Genomic DNA, 14,819 nt, shown 5'->3' with positions numbered 1-14,819 from the left:
GCGGCCGTGGATGGCGCTTCGCCTCGAAGCGCGTCACGGGAAACGAGTAGGCTTTCCCTCGGGAGACGTTCTGATGCGCAGGCGGCTGTACCTTCTAGGCATTCCCGTCGGAGCCATCGCTTTCGCCGCTGTCTGGGCGAGCACGCACCGGCTGCCCCGACCACTCGAGCTGGGCGCACTGCCCGCCACGACGGAGCCTGGAGAGGAGCTGTCTGGCGGACCAGGCTCCGTGCCGGACCCGGGACGCAACGCCTTCGGCCGCGCCCCCATGAACATGCCGCGGACGCGCTGGGAGGACTTCCACGCGGGCAAGCGCGTCTTCGGCCGCGACTGGACGGACGTGGACGGCCCCATCCAAGTGGGGCCGTTGTTCAACGCCCCCTCGTGCATGACCTGCCACGTGAAGGATGGACGCGGCCAGCCCCCCGCCTCCCCGAGCGAGACGCCCGTCTCCCTCGCGTTCCAGCTGAGCGGACCGGACGGCCGTGGGCCTCATCCGGTGTATGGCGCGCAGCTCGACGTTCGCCACGTCGACGGAACCGGCGCGGAAGGCAACGTCGAGGTGACCTACGAAGAAGTCACCGGCCGGTTCGCCTCGGGCGAGACCTACGTCCTCCACCGGCCCCGCTACCGATTCACCCAACTGTCGAAGGGGCCCCTCGGAGAGGAGACCCGCTTCTCCCCTCGTGTCGCGCCCGCGAACTTCGGCCTCGGCCTGCTCGAGGCCATCCCCGAGGCGGCGGTACTGGCCCACGAGGATTCGGAGGACCGTGACCAGAATGGCATCTCCGGCCGGGCCAACCGTGTACGGGACGCGGCGACGGGACAGACGCGGCTGGGGCGCTTCGGCTGGAAGGCCAATCAACCCACGCTGCACCAGCAAGTGGCACACGCGCTCGTCACCGACATGGGACTGACGACGGAGTTGTATCCCCGCGAGCAGGGACGCGAGGCCGGCGATGCCGCCCCACCCGAGGTCAGCCCCCAGGAACTGGACGCGCTGCTCATCTACGCGCGATTGGTCGCCGTGCCCAAGCGCCGGGACTGGGAAGCCGCCGACGTCCTGCGCGGCAAGGCGGTGTTCGGCGCCATCGGCTGCGCGGGGTGCCACGTGGCCACAGTCTTCGAGACGGAAGGCGTGCCCGGCTTCCCCGAACTGTCCGGCCAGCGCATCCGCCCCTACACGGACCTGCTGCTCCACGACATGGGCGAAGGGCTCGCGGATGACCGCCCGGACGGGCTCGCCACCGGCACCGAGTGGCGCACCCCGCCGCTGTGGGGCGTGGGCCTCGTGAAAGCGGTGAACGGCCACACCCGCTTCCTGCATGACGGGCGGGCTCGCGACCTGGAAGAGGCCGTGCTGTGGCATGGCGGCGAGGCCGCGCCGGCCCAGGAGCGCTACACGCGCCTGCCGCTCGTGGATCGGCAGGCGCTGCTCGCGTTCCTCAACTCACTCTGAGCCCTCCCTCACTCAAGAAGCGCTGACGCCGGGGACACCTCCGTCGCCAGCGAGCCGTCGCATGGGCTGGACCCTTCCATACGTGAGCGAGCGCCACAGCCACTCCGCGGGACCGAAGCGGAAGCGCGCCAACCACAGACGGCTGAGCACCACCTGCGCCGCGAAGATGACGCAGCAGATGACGACGATGCGCGACGGCGGCAACTTGCCGATGAAGCCCAGGCCCCAACCGCAATAAATCCAGATGCTCACCGCGGACTGCATCAGGTAGTTCGTCAGGGCCATGCGACCCACGGGCGTCAGCACGCCCAGCCAGCGGCTCCAGCGCTCCCGCTGGAAGAGCAGCGCGAAGGCCGCCACATATGCCGCGCCCATGGCGATGTAGCCGGGCTCCTGCAAGCCGTTGACTATCATCATCCAGGGCCCCTTCGGGTCCCACTCCAGCACGCCGGCTTTGCGCAAGCGGGACAGCAGCAACCCACCGCCATTGAGGACGAGGCCCATGCTCAGCCCCCAGCCGAGAATCCGGCGCAGCAACGCCCGGTGACGCTCCACGTCCTGCAACAGGAGCAGACGCCCCGCCAGCAACCCCAGCAGGAAGCGCCCCAGGATGAGGCTCATCCAGAGCACGCGCCGGAAGCCGCCGCCGAGGTTCTCCAGGAAGAAGCGTGCGTTGCCCACCTGCGCCGTCCAGAACGACTCGCTCGACAACGCCACCAGGGTGTCGGCTTTCAAGGCCATATCCCTGGCCTGACTGGCCTTCGCGGCCTCGGCCGCGGCCTCCGCGCCGTGCAGCAGGATGGGCGTGTAGCGAATGGCGGCGGGCACGAGGAACGGCATCACGGTGACGAGCCCCAGCGCCCAGAACAGCACCGTGCGGTTGGAGCGGGCCCGGAAGGCCATCAGCAGGAAACCCACCATCGCGTAGGTGTGGAGGATATCGCCCGTCCACAACAGCAGGGCGTGCGCCAGGCCGATGCCGAAGAGCATCAGCAGCCGCCGGCGGTAGAGCGGCACGGCGGAGACGCCACGTGCCTCGGCCCGCGAGAACTGGAGGGCGAAGCCCAGGCCGAAGAGGAACGAGAAGATGGAGATGAACTTCTGCGTCACGAAGAGCTGATAGATGGAGCCGATCACCTGCTCCAGCAGGGAGGCCTCCAGCGAGGACGCAGCCTCACGGGGCATGAAGGCCCGTCCACTCAGCCACATGAGGCTGTTGGACACGAAGACGCCCCAGAGCGCGAAGCCGCGGAGGGCGTCCAGCAAGACGACTCGCTCGGAGGCATCCACCGGACGCGCCACGGGCAGGTCGTCCGCCACGGGAGAACCAGATTTGGACATGCGTGAAGCAGATGCGTTCTGCCTCCTGGCGGTCAATCCCGCACCTTCGAGGGTGGCTGGACATACGGGCTTGCCCCTCCTGGCACGGCGGGTGTGCTGTAGTGGCACCCCGCTCCCCGACGGACAGGAGTCCGCCCCGTGAAGATTTCCCCCCTGCTTTCCCTGCTGCTCATCTCCCTGGCCGCGCCCGGCGGCCTCGCGCTCGCCGGGGAGACGCCACCCGTCCTGGGTGGGCTCGATGCGCTCTACCCCGAGCTCGACGCGCTCTACCGCGACCTGCACCAGACGCCGGAGCTGTCCAACCAGGAAGCCAAGACGGCGGCGAAGCTGGCCGACCGGCTGCGCAAGCTCGGCTTCGAGGTGACGTCCAAGGTGGGCGGGCACGGCGTCGTGGCCCTGCTCCGCAACGGCCAGGGCCCCACGGTGATGCTGCGCGCGGACATGGACGCGCTGCCCGTGGAGGAGAAGACGGGCCTGCCCTATGCGAGCAAGCAGAAGGCGAAGGACGCCGCAGGTGCGAGCACCTCGGTCATGCACGCGTGTGGCCATGACGTGCACATGACGTCGTTGTTGGGGACGGCCACGCTGCTGGCCCGTTCGAAGGACCGGTGGCGAGGCACACTGCTGCTGGTGGGCCAGCCGGCGGAAGAGGTGGGCGCGGGCGCCCGGCAGATGCTCCAGGACGGCCTCTTCAAGCGCTTCCCCAAGCCGGACTTCGCGGTGGCGCTCCACGTCAACACCGCCGCGGCGGGCACGGTGGAGTTCACCCCCGGCTATGCGATGGCGAGCGTGGACGGCGTTGAAATCACCCTGCATGGCAAGGGGGGACATGGCGCCTACCCCCACACCACCGTGGACCCGGTGGTGATGGCGGCGCGCGTCGTGCTGTCGCTCCAGACGCTCGTCAGCCGCGAGAAGAACCCGCTGGAGCCCGCGGTGGTGACGGTCGGCTCCATTCATGGCGGCACCAAGCACAACATCATCCCCGATGACGTGAAGCTCCACCTCACCGTGCGCTCGTACAAGCCCGAGGTCCGCAAGGCCCTGCTGGACGGCATCGAGCGCATCGCCAAGGCGGAGGCCATGGCCTCCGGCGCGCCCCGTCCACCCGACATCGCCATCACCGAGGGCACGCCCTCCACCTTCAACGACCCCGCACTCACCCGGCGGCTGGTGGGCGCGGTGTCCCGCGTCCTGGGCGAGAAGAACCTCCAGGAGGCGCCTCCCGTCATGGGCGGCGAGGATTTCTCCGAGTACGGACGAGCGGGCGTTCCCGCCGTGATGCTCTGGCTCGGCTCCACCGAGCCGCGGCAATACGCCCAGGCGAAGGCCGCGGGGACAGCGTTGCCCTCGATGCACTCGCCCCTCTTCGCGCCGGACCGCGAGCGCACGCTGCGCACGGGCGTCACCACGCTGACCACCGCCGCCCTGGAGCTGTTCGACAAGCCGTGATGGCCGGGAAGTGCGCAGCGCCTTCACGCTGATTTGACTCGGGGGAATGCGAAACCGTAGACAGGGCTCCTCTCGCATCGCGACAGGATTGTCCCCCTTGCTCAATCGCAATCATTCCCTGCGAGCCCTGCTGGGGGCTTCGCTGTGGTGGGTCGCCTCTGGCTTCCAGTCCGAGGCCATCGTCAGTCACGAAGGCACGGTCCGCAGTGGCACCTCCGTCCCGCTGAGCCTCCAGGTCTCCTCCGGGCCCGGCCAGACCTCCACGCGCACCGGTCAGCTGGTGGCCTGCATCGCCCTGCCCGTGGGCTGGCAAGCGCCGGGCGGCAGCTACACTCATGCCGGCTCGGCGGCCACCGCCGCGCAGCCGGGCGCCTCGGAGCTCTCCGTCGAGGCCCAGTCCGCCTGGCCAGTCGACGGCTCCACCTGGCACTGCCTGGTGTCGGAAAACGTGACCACGACGAACCAGGAGGTCCAATCGACCGCGCAGCTCACGCTCCCCGTGCCCGCGGTGGCCCAGGGGGCCTACCGGGTGCGGTACCAGAGCGGGTTCCGCGAGGTGACGCCTCCGGTCGGAGGGGGGCAGGCTCCGGCCTACCAGCCCACGGACTTCTCGGGACGCCTGGAGCGCCTGCTCCACGTCAACGTGGCCCCCGCGACCACCTTCGACGACTGGCAAGCGGGCGTCGCCACCGGCATCTTGGTGACGCCGTCCGTGACGCGCGCCTGGCATGGCAACGGGACGTTCCTTGCGGCGGCCACGGGCAACACGGAGCTGCTGCGCTCCTCGGACGGGCGCCAGTGGACGGGCTTCGTTCCGGTGTCGGAGGGGACCACGTCGCCCCTCCCGCTGGAGCGGCTGGTCTACTCCCAGCGCAAGTGGTTCGGCCTGTCGAACGGGCGCATCGTCGTCTCGTCCGACAACGCGCATACCTGGGCCCTCGCCTTCCAGGACCCGGCGCCCGGGGGCCGGCGCTTCCTGGAGCTCGCGCTCAGCGGAAACCGGATGGTCGCGGTGGGCACCGCGGGCCTCATCGCCAGCTCCACGGATGGCCAGCGCTGGACCGATGAGAGCATCAACGGCGCCTATGACGTCGTGACGCTGGTGCCCGGTCAGAGCAGCTTCCTCGCCGTGGCCAACCCGATGGCGGGCGCGCCCTCCCAGCATCCTGTCCTCGTGCGGCCCCAGGGCGCTGGCGCCGCCTGGGAGGTGTTCCAGCCCGCCACGCTGTCCGGGCTCACCATCGCCCGGCTCACCGCCGGAAATGGTCGCTTCCTCGCCTTCGCCCGGCCCAACCAACTGCCCCCTCTGGCGCCCCAGGCGGTGGAACCGACGAGCGGATTCTTCCTCTCCGAGGACCTCGGCGGCACCTGGACGCGCGTGGAGAGCCTCCGGCTTCCCGCCGACGCTCCGCTATCCACCCCGCTCATGACGTTCGTGGACCAGAGCTTCGTCGTCAGCTGGACGGCCGTCGACCCGCAAGCCGTGGAAGTGCTGCCCTCGTTCGAGCTGCAGGTGTCGGCGGATGGCAAGGAATGGACGGCGCACCCGACGGGCGCGGGCGGCAACTATGCGTCCATGGCCTTCGCCACGGGCGACACCTCCGTGGTCGCGGTGAGCCAGCGGCGTCTGCTGGTGGCCGCGCGCCGCCCCTGGCCGCTGCCGGAGCTCCTCACAGAGACGCTGCCCCCGTTCCGGCTGGGCACGGCCGCCAACGTGGAACTGAGCACGCGCGGCTCGGGCACCCTGACGTTCGAGCTGGAGGGCACGCTGCCCTCGGGCCTGACGTTCGCCCCCACGACGGGTACCTTCACCGGCACGCCCGCGCAGTCCGGTAGCACCGCCGTCACCGTCCGGGTTCGCGACGCGCGCGGCGGTGTGGCGGCGCGCACATACAGCGTGGACGTGGTGGGCACCCTGAGCATCTCCAGCGGCGCGATTGCGTCCGCGACCCAGGGCACCGCGTACGAGGCGCGCTTCACCGTCCAGGGCGGCCGGGCGCCGTATACGTGGAGCCTGGACGGCGGCACCGTGCCCGGAGGATTGACGATTCAGCAGCGCGACGGTGCTTACGTGCTGAGCGGGATTCCGACCGCCAGTGGCACCTTCCCGCTGACGGTGCGGGTGACGGATTCGGCGAACCAGACGGCGGCGCGGAGCGTGTCGCTGCAGATCGCGCCCACGCCTCCTCCGATTGACGACAAGGGCGACGCGCCCAGCGGCTGTGGTTGCAGCGGCGGCGGCGCGGGCGTCCAGGCACTGGGGCTGGCGGCGCTGGCACTGTTGGGCCGAGCCCGCCGCAAGCGCTGACCCCGCGATGCCCTGACGTCCTCTCCATCCATGAGAGGGCGTCAGGCCAAGAAGGCCCTATCCCTTCTTCGGGATGTACACGGCCCGCGCCGCGGCGATGCGGGGCATGCTGTCCTCAATCCAATCCGCGAGCGCCTCTACGCGCGTGGCGACTTCCTCCCCCAGCGGCGTGAGGCTGTAGTCCACGTGCGGCGGAATCACCGGGTGGACTTCACGGAGCACGAAGCCGTCCTGCTCCAGGGCCTGGAGCGTCTGCGACAGCATCTTCTCGCTCACGCCCGCCACCCTCCGGCGCAGCTCGCTGAAGCGACGCGTGCCTTCCAGCAGCGCAATCAAGACCAGGACGCCCCAACGGCTCGTCACGTGGTCCAGCACGCCTCGGGAAGGACATGAGGGCACGTACAGGTTGCCCCGCTCCACCGCCAGCTTCGCCATCTTCCGCGCCAGCGGCCCCGGACGCTTGTTCGCGCTCATGTTAGTAGCTTACCAAAAAGTGGGTACTTACTAGAAGTTAGTTACGCCGTTAGGTTCCTCTCGCGTCTGGAAAACCCTCCACGACAGGAGATGTGAACCCCATGATTCTTGTGACTGCAGCAACGGGTAAGCTGGGCCGTCTGGTCGTCGCGGGCCTGCTCGAAAAGGTCCCTGCCAAGGACATCGCCATCGCCGTGCGCGACCCGAGCAAGGCCTCCGACCTGGCGGCCAAGGGTGTCCAGGTCCGTCAGGCGGACTACAGCAAGCCGGAGACGCTCGGACCCGCGTTGGCCGGAGCGGACAAGGTGCTCCTGATTTCGTCCAGCGAGGTCGGCCAGCGCACGGTGCAGCACCGGGCCGTGGTGGACGCCGCGAAGAAGGCAGGCGTCCAGCTGCTTGCGTACACCAGCATCCTGCACGCGGATAGCTCGGGCCTTGTGCTCGCGGGCGAGCACAAGGCGACCGAGGAGGCGATTCGCGCGTCCGGCATCCCCTTCGTCTTCCTGCGCAACGGCTGGTACACGGAGAACTACACGGAGAACCTGGCCCCCGCGCTGGCACACGGCGCACTCATCGGCAGCTCAGGTCAGGGCCGTTCAGCCGCCGCCACCCGGGCGGACTACGCCGCCGCCGCGGTGGCCGTGCTCACCGGCACGGGCCATGAGAACAAGATCTACGAACTGGCCGGCGACACCGCCTTCACCGCCGCCGAGTTGGCCGCCGAGGTGTCCCGCCAGGCGGGCACGACGGTCGTCTACAAGGACCTGTCACAGGCCGACCATGCCGGCGCGCTCATTGGCGTGGGCGTCCCCGCCCCCTTCGCCGAGGTGCTGGCGGACTCCGATGCGGGCGTGGCGCGCGGTGAGATGAACGACAGCTCAGGCGACTTGCGTCGGCTCATCGGGCGGCCCACGACGCCGCTCGCGGACGCGGTAGCGGCGGCCGTCAAGCGCTGAGCCCGACGCCCCTGATTCATTCCAACCCGGCCCGCGTGGACGCACGGGCCGTCAGTTGCCCAGCCGCGTCAGCAGCCACTCCCGGACGTAGGCCCAGTCGCGCTTCACGGTGACGGGCGACACGCCCAGCACGGCGGCGGTGTCCAGCAGGTCCAGGCCCACGAAGTAGCGCAGCTCCAGCATGCGCGCGAGCCGCGGCTGGAACGTGTCCAGCTCCGAGAGCGCTCGGTCCAGCTCCAGCACCTCCATGCTCAAACCCGCCGGGACATCCGCTTCCACGTCCCCCAGGCTCACCCGCTCCAGCCGGGCCTCGCGGACCTGCGCCCTGCGCAGCCGCGCCCGGTCCACCATCACCCGCCGCATGGCCTGCGCCGCAGCGCTGAAGAAGTGACGCCGCGCCTCCACCGGGGCCCCCGCGCTGAACAGACGCAGCCAGGCCTCCTTCACCAACACCGCGGGTTGCAGCGACGGCGTTGTCGCCGCATCGGCCATGGCCCGCTGCGCCATGTCCCGCAGCTCCTGGTAGGCCGCCGCCATCAATGCATCCCGCGCGCCCTGCTCGCCCTTGCGCGCGTGGTCCAGTAGCTCTGTCAGCTCCGACATGCCCACATTCACCTCCAGGCCAGACGGGTTCGCTGTCCCCACAGAAACTACGCCCTCAACGAGAAATCTTGGAAAACTGGGGCGGTTCCCCTCCACTGTGCAACGATTTCCCTGACCGGAGGGGCTGGGAAACGACAGTGTCCTACAGCGGGAGGCGTTCCCCCCTGACGTCAGGCCGAGGCGCGCCCGCAGGCACGGCGGAAGCATGGTATTCCGGTATTTCCCTGGGTCGTGCTAGCGAGCCGCTCGCGTCCGGCGGGCCACACCCTCCGTCCGGGCGCAACCACCCTCCGTGCCCGGGAGTCGCCATGAAGCCGCTGCTGTCCGCCCTGCTGCCGTTGCTGTGTCTTGCCTCCGTCGCCTCCGCCGCGCCACAAGCGCCCGTCGCCGTGCAGTCCGACCTGGCCTTCCTGTCCGGACCGCCCACGCTGACCTTCGCCGCGGACTGGAGCGTCACCCTCAGCGGCCAGCCGGAGGCGGGAGGCGCGCTGGACATCGTCTATGACACCTCGCGCCTACCGCTGTGCCGGGGCACCGGGTGGACCATCACCGGCTTCGCCATGTCGAACCGGGGCCCGGTGCAGAGCTTCCCCGTGGCGGATGCCACCACGGTGGGCGCCATCGCGCAGACGCAACTGGCCCTGGCGCAGGGAGGCACGCTGGAGCTGTGGTTCCAGGGCACCGACTCCTCCGGTTGCTCCACCTGGGACTCCAACCTCCAGTACAACTTCCACACCTGGGTGGTGCAGCACCCGATGATTTCGTTCCACCCCGCCCCGGCCTGGACGTACACGGTCCACGGCACGCTCCAGGGCGGCACCACGCTGATGGTGGACTACGACATCGGCCGCATCGCGCAGTGCCGGGCGATGTACCTGAATTACAAGGCCTGGGGCACCACGGCGTACTACCGCATCAACGGCGGCCCGGTAACGATGCTCAGCCTGACGGCGAGCTGGGGCGAGTGGGACGCCCAGTTCTGGAGGCAGATCCCCGCCTTCATTCCGCTGCCGCCCGGCCCCGCGACGCTGGAACTGTGGTTCTCCACCCAGGACCGCAAGGGCTGCCAGCAGTGGGACTCGCGCCACGGGCAGAACTACGTCTTCGCCATCCAGTGAGCCGCCGCGCTTCGCAAGGACAAGGCCACGACCATCAAGAACAGGATTGCGCGCCAAGCGTCACCATTGCGTACGCCAGGGACGCAACCCCATGACGAGAGTCCCCTGACTGGGGGCGCCTCTCACGCCCCCAGCGACAGGAGCCGCTCCACCGCCGCGCGCACGTCGCGCAGCAGCGCCGGGTCCGTCACCGCGACGAAGATGGTGTCATCCCCCGCCACCGTCCCCGCGAGCCCCGGCAGCTCCCGCTCCTTGTCCAACGCCAGCGCGAGCACCGGCGCGAACCCCGGCGCCGTTCGAATCACCAGCAGGTTCGGCGGCGCTTCCAGGATGGTGACGCGGGGCCGCTCCGGCATCACCGCGGGCGTGGCCGGCGCACGCTGATAGCGCCCACCCACCTTCACGATGCCCAGCTTCTTCAGGCGCCGCGACAGCGTCGACTGGCTCGGCGCCTGGCCTTCCGCCTCCAGGATCTGCTGCAGCACGGTCTGATCGCCGATCTCCCGCTCTGCGATGAGCCGCAGGATGGCCTCGTCCAGGTTCATTCCCACCAACATGCATCCCCGTGAATATTCATGCAAGAACATGCATGCGTTCGTTGCGAATAATCCGCTTGCGCGACGCGTCTTTCTGCATAATATCCGCCGCCTTTTCGCGGCAATGCACGCATTTTCACGCATATTCATCACGAATATGCAGCCAGCCGCTGCCGGGGAGGACAGGCCCATGAAGCACGTCACGCACATCAAGGATCTGGGACCCGAGGGCGTGGAGGCGGTGCTCGCGCAGGCGGCCGCGTGGAAGCAGAAGGGCCCGGAGCACGCGCTCTTCGCCAACACGCTGCTGGGGATGGTGTTCTTCAACCCGTCGCTGCGCACGCGCACCTCGTTCGAGGCCGTCATGCTGCGCGGCGGTGGCAACGCCATCATCCTGGACGTGGGCGCTGGCGTCTGGAAGCTGGAGCACCGCGAGGGCGCGGTGATGAACGCGGACCGGGCCGAGCACCTCAAGGAGGCCGCGCCCGTCCTGTCGCGCTTCGTGGACATGCTCGGCGTGCGCACCTTCTCGCAGGGCGGCGGTGACGAGGAGGACGAACTCGACCCCGTCATCAACGCGTTCCGCAAGTGGTCCACCGTGCCGGTGGTGAGCATGGAGTCCGCGCGCGAGCACCCCTGCCAGGGTCTGGCGGACATGCTGACGCTGCGCGAGACGTTCGGCAGCACGAAGAAGCTGCCGGTGACGCTGACGTGGGCGCCGCACATCAAGCCGCTGCCCAAGGCCGTGCCCAACTCCTTCCTGCTGAGCGCGGCGGCGGCGGGCTGCGAGATTCGCGTGGCCCACCCTCCCGGGTTCGACCTGCACCCAGCCGTCCGCGCCGAGGCGGAGGCGTACGCCAAGGCCACGGGCGGCAGCGTCACCTATACGCATGACCAGGACGAGGCCCTGGCCGGCAGCCGCGCCGTCTACGCCAAGTCGTGGGGCCCCACGGCCGCTGCGGCGTTTTCGCCCAATGACGTCTCCGCGCTGCTCGCGTCCTATTCCGGTTGGATGCCCACCCGCCTGACGATGTCGCGCGCGCAGAAGGACGCGGCCTTCCTCCACTGCCTGCCCGTGCGCCGCAACGTGGAGGTGGCCGATGAGGTTCTGGACCACCCGAGCAGCCGCGTCGTAGACGAGGCCGGCAATCGCTACCACGTCCAGCGGGCGCTGCTGCACTGGATGCGTTCGCGCTGAGCGGCCCCTCCGCATTCTTCCTTTCCTGACTTCGAGGTCTCACGTGCCCCTTTCGCCCGACCCCTACTCCGCGCTTCGCCACGCGGCGAAGTACGTGCAGCAGTTCCGCCGCAAGACGTTCGTCGTGAAGCTCGGCGGCGCCATGCTGAGCGACCCGCGTCTGCGCCGCGCCGCCTGCGAGCAGATTGCCCTGCTGTGGACCTTCTCCATCCGCCCCGTCGTGGTACACGGCGGCGGCCCGGAGCTGGACACGCTGTGTGACGCCCTCCACCTGCCGGTGGAGAAGGTGGCCGGCCGCCGCGTCACCTCCGCGCCCGTGCTGGACGCCGCGAAGATGGTGCTCGCGGGCAAGCTGCACACGGACCTGCTGGCGGACCTCCAGGCGGCGGGCGTGCCCGCGGTGGGCCTGAGCGGCGTGGACGCCGGCCTCATCAAGGCGCGCAAGCGCCCGCCCGTCATGGTGACGGAAGCCGGTGCCACCGAGGGCAAGCTGGTGGACTACGGCCTGGTGGGCGACATCGAGCAGGTGGACACCCGCGTGGTGGAGCACCTGCGCTCGGCCGACTACGTGCCCGTCATCGCCCCCCTGTCGGGTGGCACGGACGGCGCCGTGTACAACACCAACGCGGACACCGTGGCCGCGGCGCTGGCGGTGGCGCTGTCCGCCGAGAAGCTCTTCTTCCTGGTCCAGGTTCCGGGCCTGCTGAAGAACGTGAGCGACCCGTCGTCGCTCGTCACGCTGGCCAACCTCACGGACCTGGCCACCATGGAGAGCACCGGCGCCATCGCGGGCGGCATGAAGCCCAAGGCGCACGCCATCCGCCACGCGCTCGTGGGCGGCGTGGGCAGCGTGCACCTGGTCAGCGGCGTGCAGCCCAACGCGCTCCTGGAGGAGGTCTTCACCAACGAGGGCAGCGGGACCATGGTCGTGCGGGAGAACGCGCAGAAGCCCGCGGGGGCGGTGGGATGACGGCGGCGGAGCTGCTCCAGGCGCTGGTGGCCATCCCCAGCGTGTCAGGTGACGAGGGCCGCATCGCGGACACCGTGTCCGGGTGGGCGGAAGGCTGGGGCGCGCGCGTCCAACGGCAGGGCCACAACGTGTGGTTCTCCGTGGGGAGCGGGCCGCGCCGGCTGCTCGTCAACTCGCACCTGGACACGGTGAAGCCGTGCGCCGGGTGGACGTACGAGCCCCACGCGCCCGTGTGGCGCGAGGACCGCCTGTACGGCCTGGGCAGCAATGACGCCAAGGGGTGCGTGGCGGGCATGCTGCTCGCCGCGCGGACCCTGCTGGCCGAAGGCGCGCCCACGGGCGCTGAAGTCGTGTTCGCGTTCACCGCGGAGGAAGAGACGGGAGGCCAGGGGCTGGGAACGCTGTTGCCAGCGCTGGGCTCGCTGGACGCCGCCATCGTCGGCGAGCCCACCAGCCTCAAGCCCTGCACCGCCCAGCGCGGCATGCTGCTGCTTCGCTGCACCGCGCACGGCAAGAGCGCGCACGTCGCGCACGCGCACGCCACGGAGGCCGTCAACGCCATCCACCTGGCCGCGACGGACATCGCGGTGCTGGCCGAGCTGCGCTTTCCGTCCCACCCGCTCCTGGGCGAGGCCCGGGCGCAGGTGACGCAGGTGTCGGGTGGCCTGGCGCGCAACCAGGTGCCGGACCGGTGCGAGTTCTTCGTGGACCTGCGCACCACGCCGGGCATGGAGCACGCGATGGTGGCCCGGCAGGTGGCGGGCGCGTTGAAGAGCGAAGTGAAGGTCCATTCGGAGCGCTACCTGCCGAAGGCGACGTCGGCGGATCAGCCCATCGTCCGTGCGGCGGTGGCCGCGTCGGGCGCGCAGCCGGTGGGCTCCAGCACGGCGTCGGACTGGGCCTTCCTGGGGGACATCCCCGCGGTGAAGGTGGGCCCGGGCGACACGCTGCGCAGCCACCTGGCGGACGAATTCATCACCCGGGCGGAGCTGGAAGCCGGCGCCGCCTTCTACACGCAACTGGTTCGGGGTTACTTCGAGGAGGTGGCTCGTGGCTGACACGCTGTGGGGCAAGGGCCTTCCCCTGGACGCGGCCATCCACCGCTTCACGGTGGGCAACGACCCGGTGGTAGACTTGGCGCTGGCGCCGCATGACGCGCTCGGCTCGGCCGCGCACGCGAGGATGCTGGCGCGCGTGGGCCTGCTGAAGGACTCGGAGGCCAAGGCCCTGGTGACGGCGCTCAAGGCGCTGCACGACGAGGCCCGCGCGGGTACGTTCGTCATCCGTCCTGAGCAGGAGGACGGCCACACCGCCCTGGAGGCGGCGCTGGTGGAGCGCGTGGGCGAGCCGGGCAAGCGCATCCACCTGGGGCGTTCTCGCAACGACCAGGTGCAGCTGGCCCTGCGCCTGCTGCTGCGTGAAGAAGTGCTCACGCTAGGCGCGCGGGCGGCGGAGCTGGCGGGGGCCTTCCTGGACTTCGCGCAGGCGAACAAGGACGTGGCGCTGCCGGGCTACACGCACCTGCGCCGGGCCATGCCTTCCACCTTCGGTCTATGGGGCATGGCGTTCGCGGAAGGGCTGCTGGAGGAGCTCGAGGCGCTGCGCGGCGTGTGGGCTCGGCTGGACCGCTGCCCGCTGGGCGCGGCGGCGGGCTTCGGCGTGCCGCTGCCCATCGACCGGGAGTACGTGGCGGCGCTGCTGGGTTTCTCGCGCGTGCAGCGCAGCCCCATTGACGTGCAGAACGGACGCGGCCGTCACGAGTCCGCGGTGCTGGGCTGGGCCTGCTCGGTGGCGGGCACGCTGGAGAAGTGGCTGTGGGACGTGCAGCTCTACAGCATGGACGAGTTCGGCTTCCTCGGGCTGCCGGACGCGTACACCACGGGCTCGTCCATCATGCCGCAGAAGAAGAACCCGGACGTCGTGGAGCTGGCCCGGGGCCGCTGCCGCGAGCTGCGCGGGCTGGCGCATCAGGTGGAGGCCATCGCGGGCGGACTGCCCTCCAGCTACCACCGCGACTTCCAGTTGCTGAAGTCCCCCACCCTGACGGCGCTGGGCTCCACGCGGGAGCTGCTGGACGTGCTCACCCGGCTGGTGCCCGCGCTCCAGGTGAAGGCGGACGCGGCGGCGCGTGCCAGCGACGACACGCTGTACGCGGCGCACCACGCCTATGCGCTGGTGGCCCAGGGACAGGCCTTCCGTGACGCCTACAAGCAGGTGGGCCGCGAGCTGGTGGACGGAACGTTCCGTCCAGACCGCGGCGCCCTGACGGCCACCCACCTGGGTGGCGCCGGCAACCTGGGCCTGCCCCAGGCCCGGGAAGAGCTGGCCGCTTCGCGCGCCTGGCTCGATGAGACGCACCGCCTGGTGGCCGATGCCGCCGGGCGCGTCTGGACGGTTTGAACCG

The 14,819-nt window shown here is 70.1% G+C and carries 13 protein-coding genes; 9 read left to right on the top strand and 4 right to left on the bottom strand.

Features of this window, described 5'->3' with window-relative positions; all coding sequences use genetic code 11:
* Nucleotides 1-73: 73 nt before the first annotated feature.
* Nucleotides 74-1,459 (top strand): di-heme oxidoredictase family protein, encoded by a 1,386-nt coding sequence (locus F8M74_RS03875; protein ID WP_141253555.1) that lies wholly within the window; start codon nucleotides 74-76, stop codon nucleotides 1,457-1,459.
* Between the two features lie 12 nt (nucleotides 1,460-1,471).
* Here F8M74_RS03875 and F8M74_RS03870 read toward each other — a convergent pair whose 3' ends face one another.
* A complete protein-coding gene (locus F8M74_RS03870; protein WP_141253556.1) occupies nucleotides 1,472-2,800 on the bottom strand; it encodes a DUF418 domain-containing protein in 1,329 nt (442 codons plus the stop codon).
* A 138-nt stretch (nucleotides 2,801-2,938) separates the two neighbouring features.
* Here F8M74_RS03870 and F8M74_RS03865 point away from each other — a divergent pair, with 138 nt between their 5' ends.
* Together F8M74_RS03865 and F8M74_RS03860 are read left to right on the top strand one after the other, a co-directional pair.
* Nucleotides 2,939-4,252 carry an amidohydrolase gene (locus tag F8M74_RS03865; protein ID WP_141253557.1) on the top strand — a complete coding sequence of 438 codons (1,314 nt, stop codon included), beginning with the start codon at nucleotides 2,939-2,941 and terminating at the stop codon, nucleotides 4,250-4,252.
* Nucleotides 4,253-4,349: 97 nt separating this feature from the next.
* Entirely contained in the window at nucleotides 4,350-6,560 is a 2,211-nt protein-coding gene (locus F8M74_RS03860; protein WP_228559712.1) for an Ig domain-containing protein, read from the top strand.
* Between the two features lie 57 nt (nucleotides 6,561-6,617).
* Here F8M74_RS03860 and F8M74_RS03855 read toward each other — a convergent pair whose 3' ends face one another.
* Nucleotides 6,618-7,034 carry a helix-turn-helix domain-containing protein gene (locus F8M74_RS03855; protein WP_141253559.1) on the bottom strand — a complete coding sequence of 139 codons (417 nt, stop codon included), beginning with the start codon at nucleotides 7,032-7,034 and terminating at the stop codon, nucleotides 6,618-6,620.
* 101 nt (nucleotides 7,035-7,135) lie between these two features.
* Between F8M74_RS03855 and F8M74_RS03850 the strand changes: the two genes are divergently transcribed.
* Nucleotides 7,136-7,990 carry an SDR family oxidoreductase gene (locus tag F8M74_RS03850; protein ID WP_171410116.1) on the top strand — a complete coding sequence of 285 codons (855 nt, stop codon included), beginning with the start codon at nucleotides 7,136-7,138 and terminating at the stop codon, nucleotides 7,988-7,990.
* A 51-nt stretch (nucleotides 7,991-8,041) separates the two neighbouring features.
* Here the strand turns inward: F8M74_RS03850 and F8M74_RS03845 are convergent, their stop codons facing one another.
* Nucleotides 8,042-8,593, bottom strand: coding sequence for a sigma-70 family RNA polymerase sigma factor (locus tag F8M74_RS03845; RefSeq protein ID WP_141253561.1), 552 nt, complete (start codon nucleotides 8,591-8,593; stop codon nucleotides 8,042-8,044).
* Between the two features lie 308 nt (nucleotides 8,594-8,901).
* Between F8M74_RS03845 and F8M74_RS03840 the strand changes: the two genes are divergently transcribed.
* A complete protein-coding gene (locus F8M74_RS03840; RefSeq protein WP_141253562.1) occupies nucleotides 8,902-9,711 on the top strand; it encodes a DUF6209 family protein in 810 nt (269 codons plus the stop codon).
* 122 nt (nucleotides 9,712-9,833) lie between these two features.
* Here F8M74_RS03840 and F8M74_RS03835 read toward each other — a convergent pair whose 3' ends face one another.
* On the bottom strand, nucleotides 9,834-10,268 hold the full coding sequence (locus F8M74_RS03835; RefSeq protein ID WP_141253563.1) for an arginine repressor: 435 nt from the start codon (nucleotides 10,266-10,268) through the stop codon (nucleotides 9,834-9,836).
* A gap of 169 nt (nucleotides 10,269-10,437) precedes the next feature.
* Between F8M74_RS03835 and F8M74_RS03830 the strand changes: the two genes are divergently transcribed.
* The 4 genes from F8M74_RS03830 to argH are packed head-to-tail and all read left to right on the top strand — an operon-like array spanning nucleotide 10,438 to nucleotide 14,815.
* Nucleotides 10,438-11,445, top strand: coding sequence for an N-acetylornithine carbamoyltransferase (locus F8M74_RS03830; protein WP_141253564.1), 1,008 nt, complete (start codon nucleotides 10,438-10,440; stop codon nucleotides 11,443-11,445).
* A 43-nt stretch (nucleotides 11,446-11,488) separates the two neighbouring features.
* Entirely contained in the window at nucleotides 11,489-12,415 is a 927-nt protein-coding gene (gene argB, locus F8M74_RS03825; protein ID WP_011555079.1) for an acetylglutamate kinase, read from the top strand.
* On the top strand, nucleotides 12,412-13,473 hold the full coding sequence (locus F8M74_RS03820) for a M20/M25/M40 family metallo-hydrolase (protein WP_141253565.1): 1,062 nt from the start codon (nucleotides 12,412-12,414) through the stop codon (nucleotides 13,471-13,473). The genes argB and F8M74_RS03820 overlap by 4 nt, the downstream gene beginning before the upstream one ends.
* On the top strand, nucleotides 13,466-14,815 hold the full coding sequence (gene argH, locus F8M74_RS03815) for an argininosuccinate lyase (protein WP_141253566.1): 1,350 nt from the start codon (nucleotides 13,466-13,468) through the stop codon (nucleotides 14,813-14,815). The genes F8M74_RS03820 and argH overlap by 8 nt, the downstream gene beginning before the upstream one ends.
* Nucleotides 14,816-14,819 lie beyond the last annotated feature (4 nt).

The organism is Myxococcus sp. CA023 (genome assembly GCF_010998615.1).
Lineage (GTDB): Bacteria > Myxococcota > Myxococcia > Myxococcales > Myxococcaceae > Myxococcus.
This window is presented reverse-complemented; position numbering and strand designations above follow the sequence as displayed.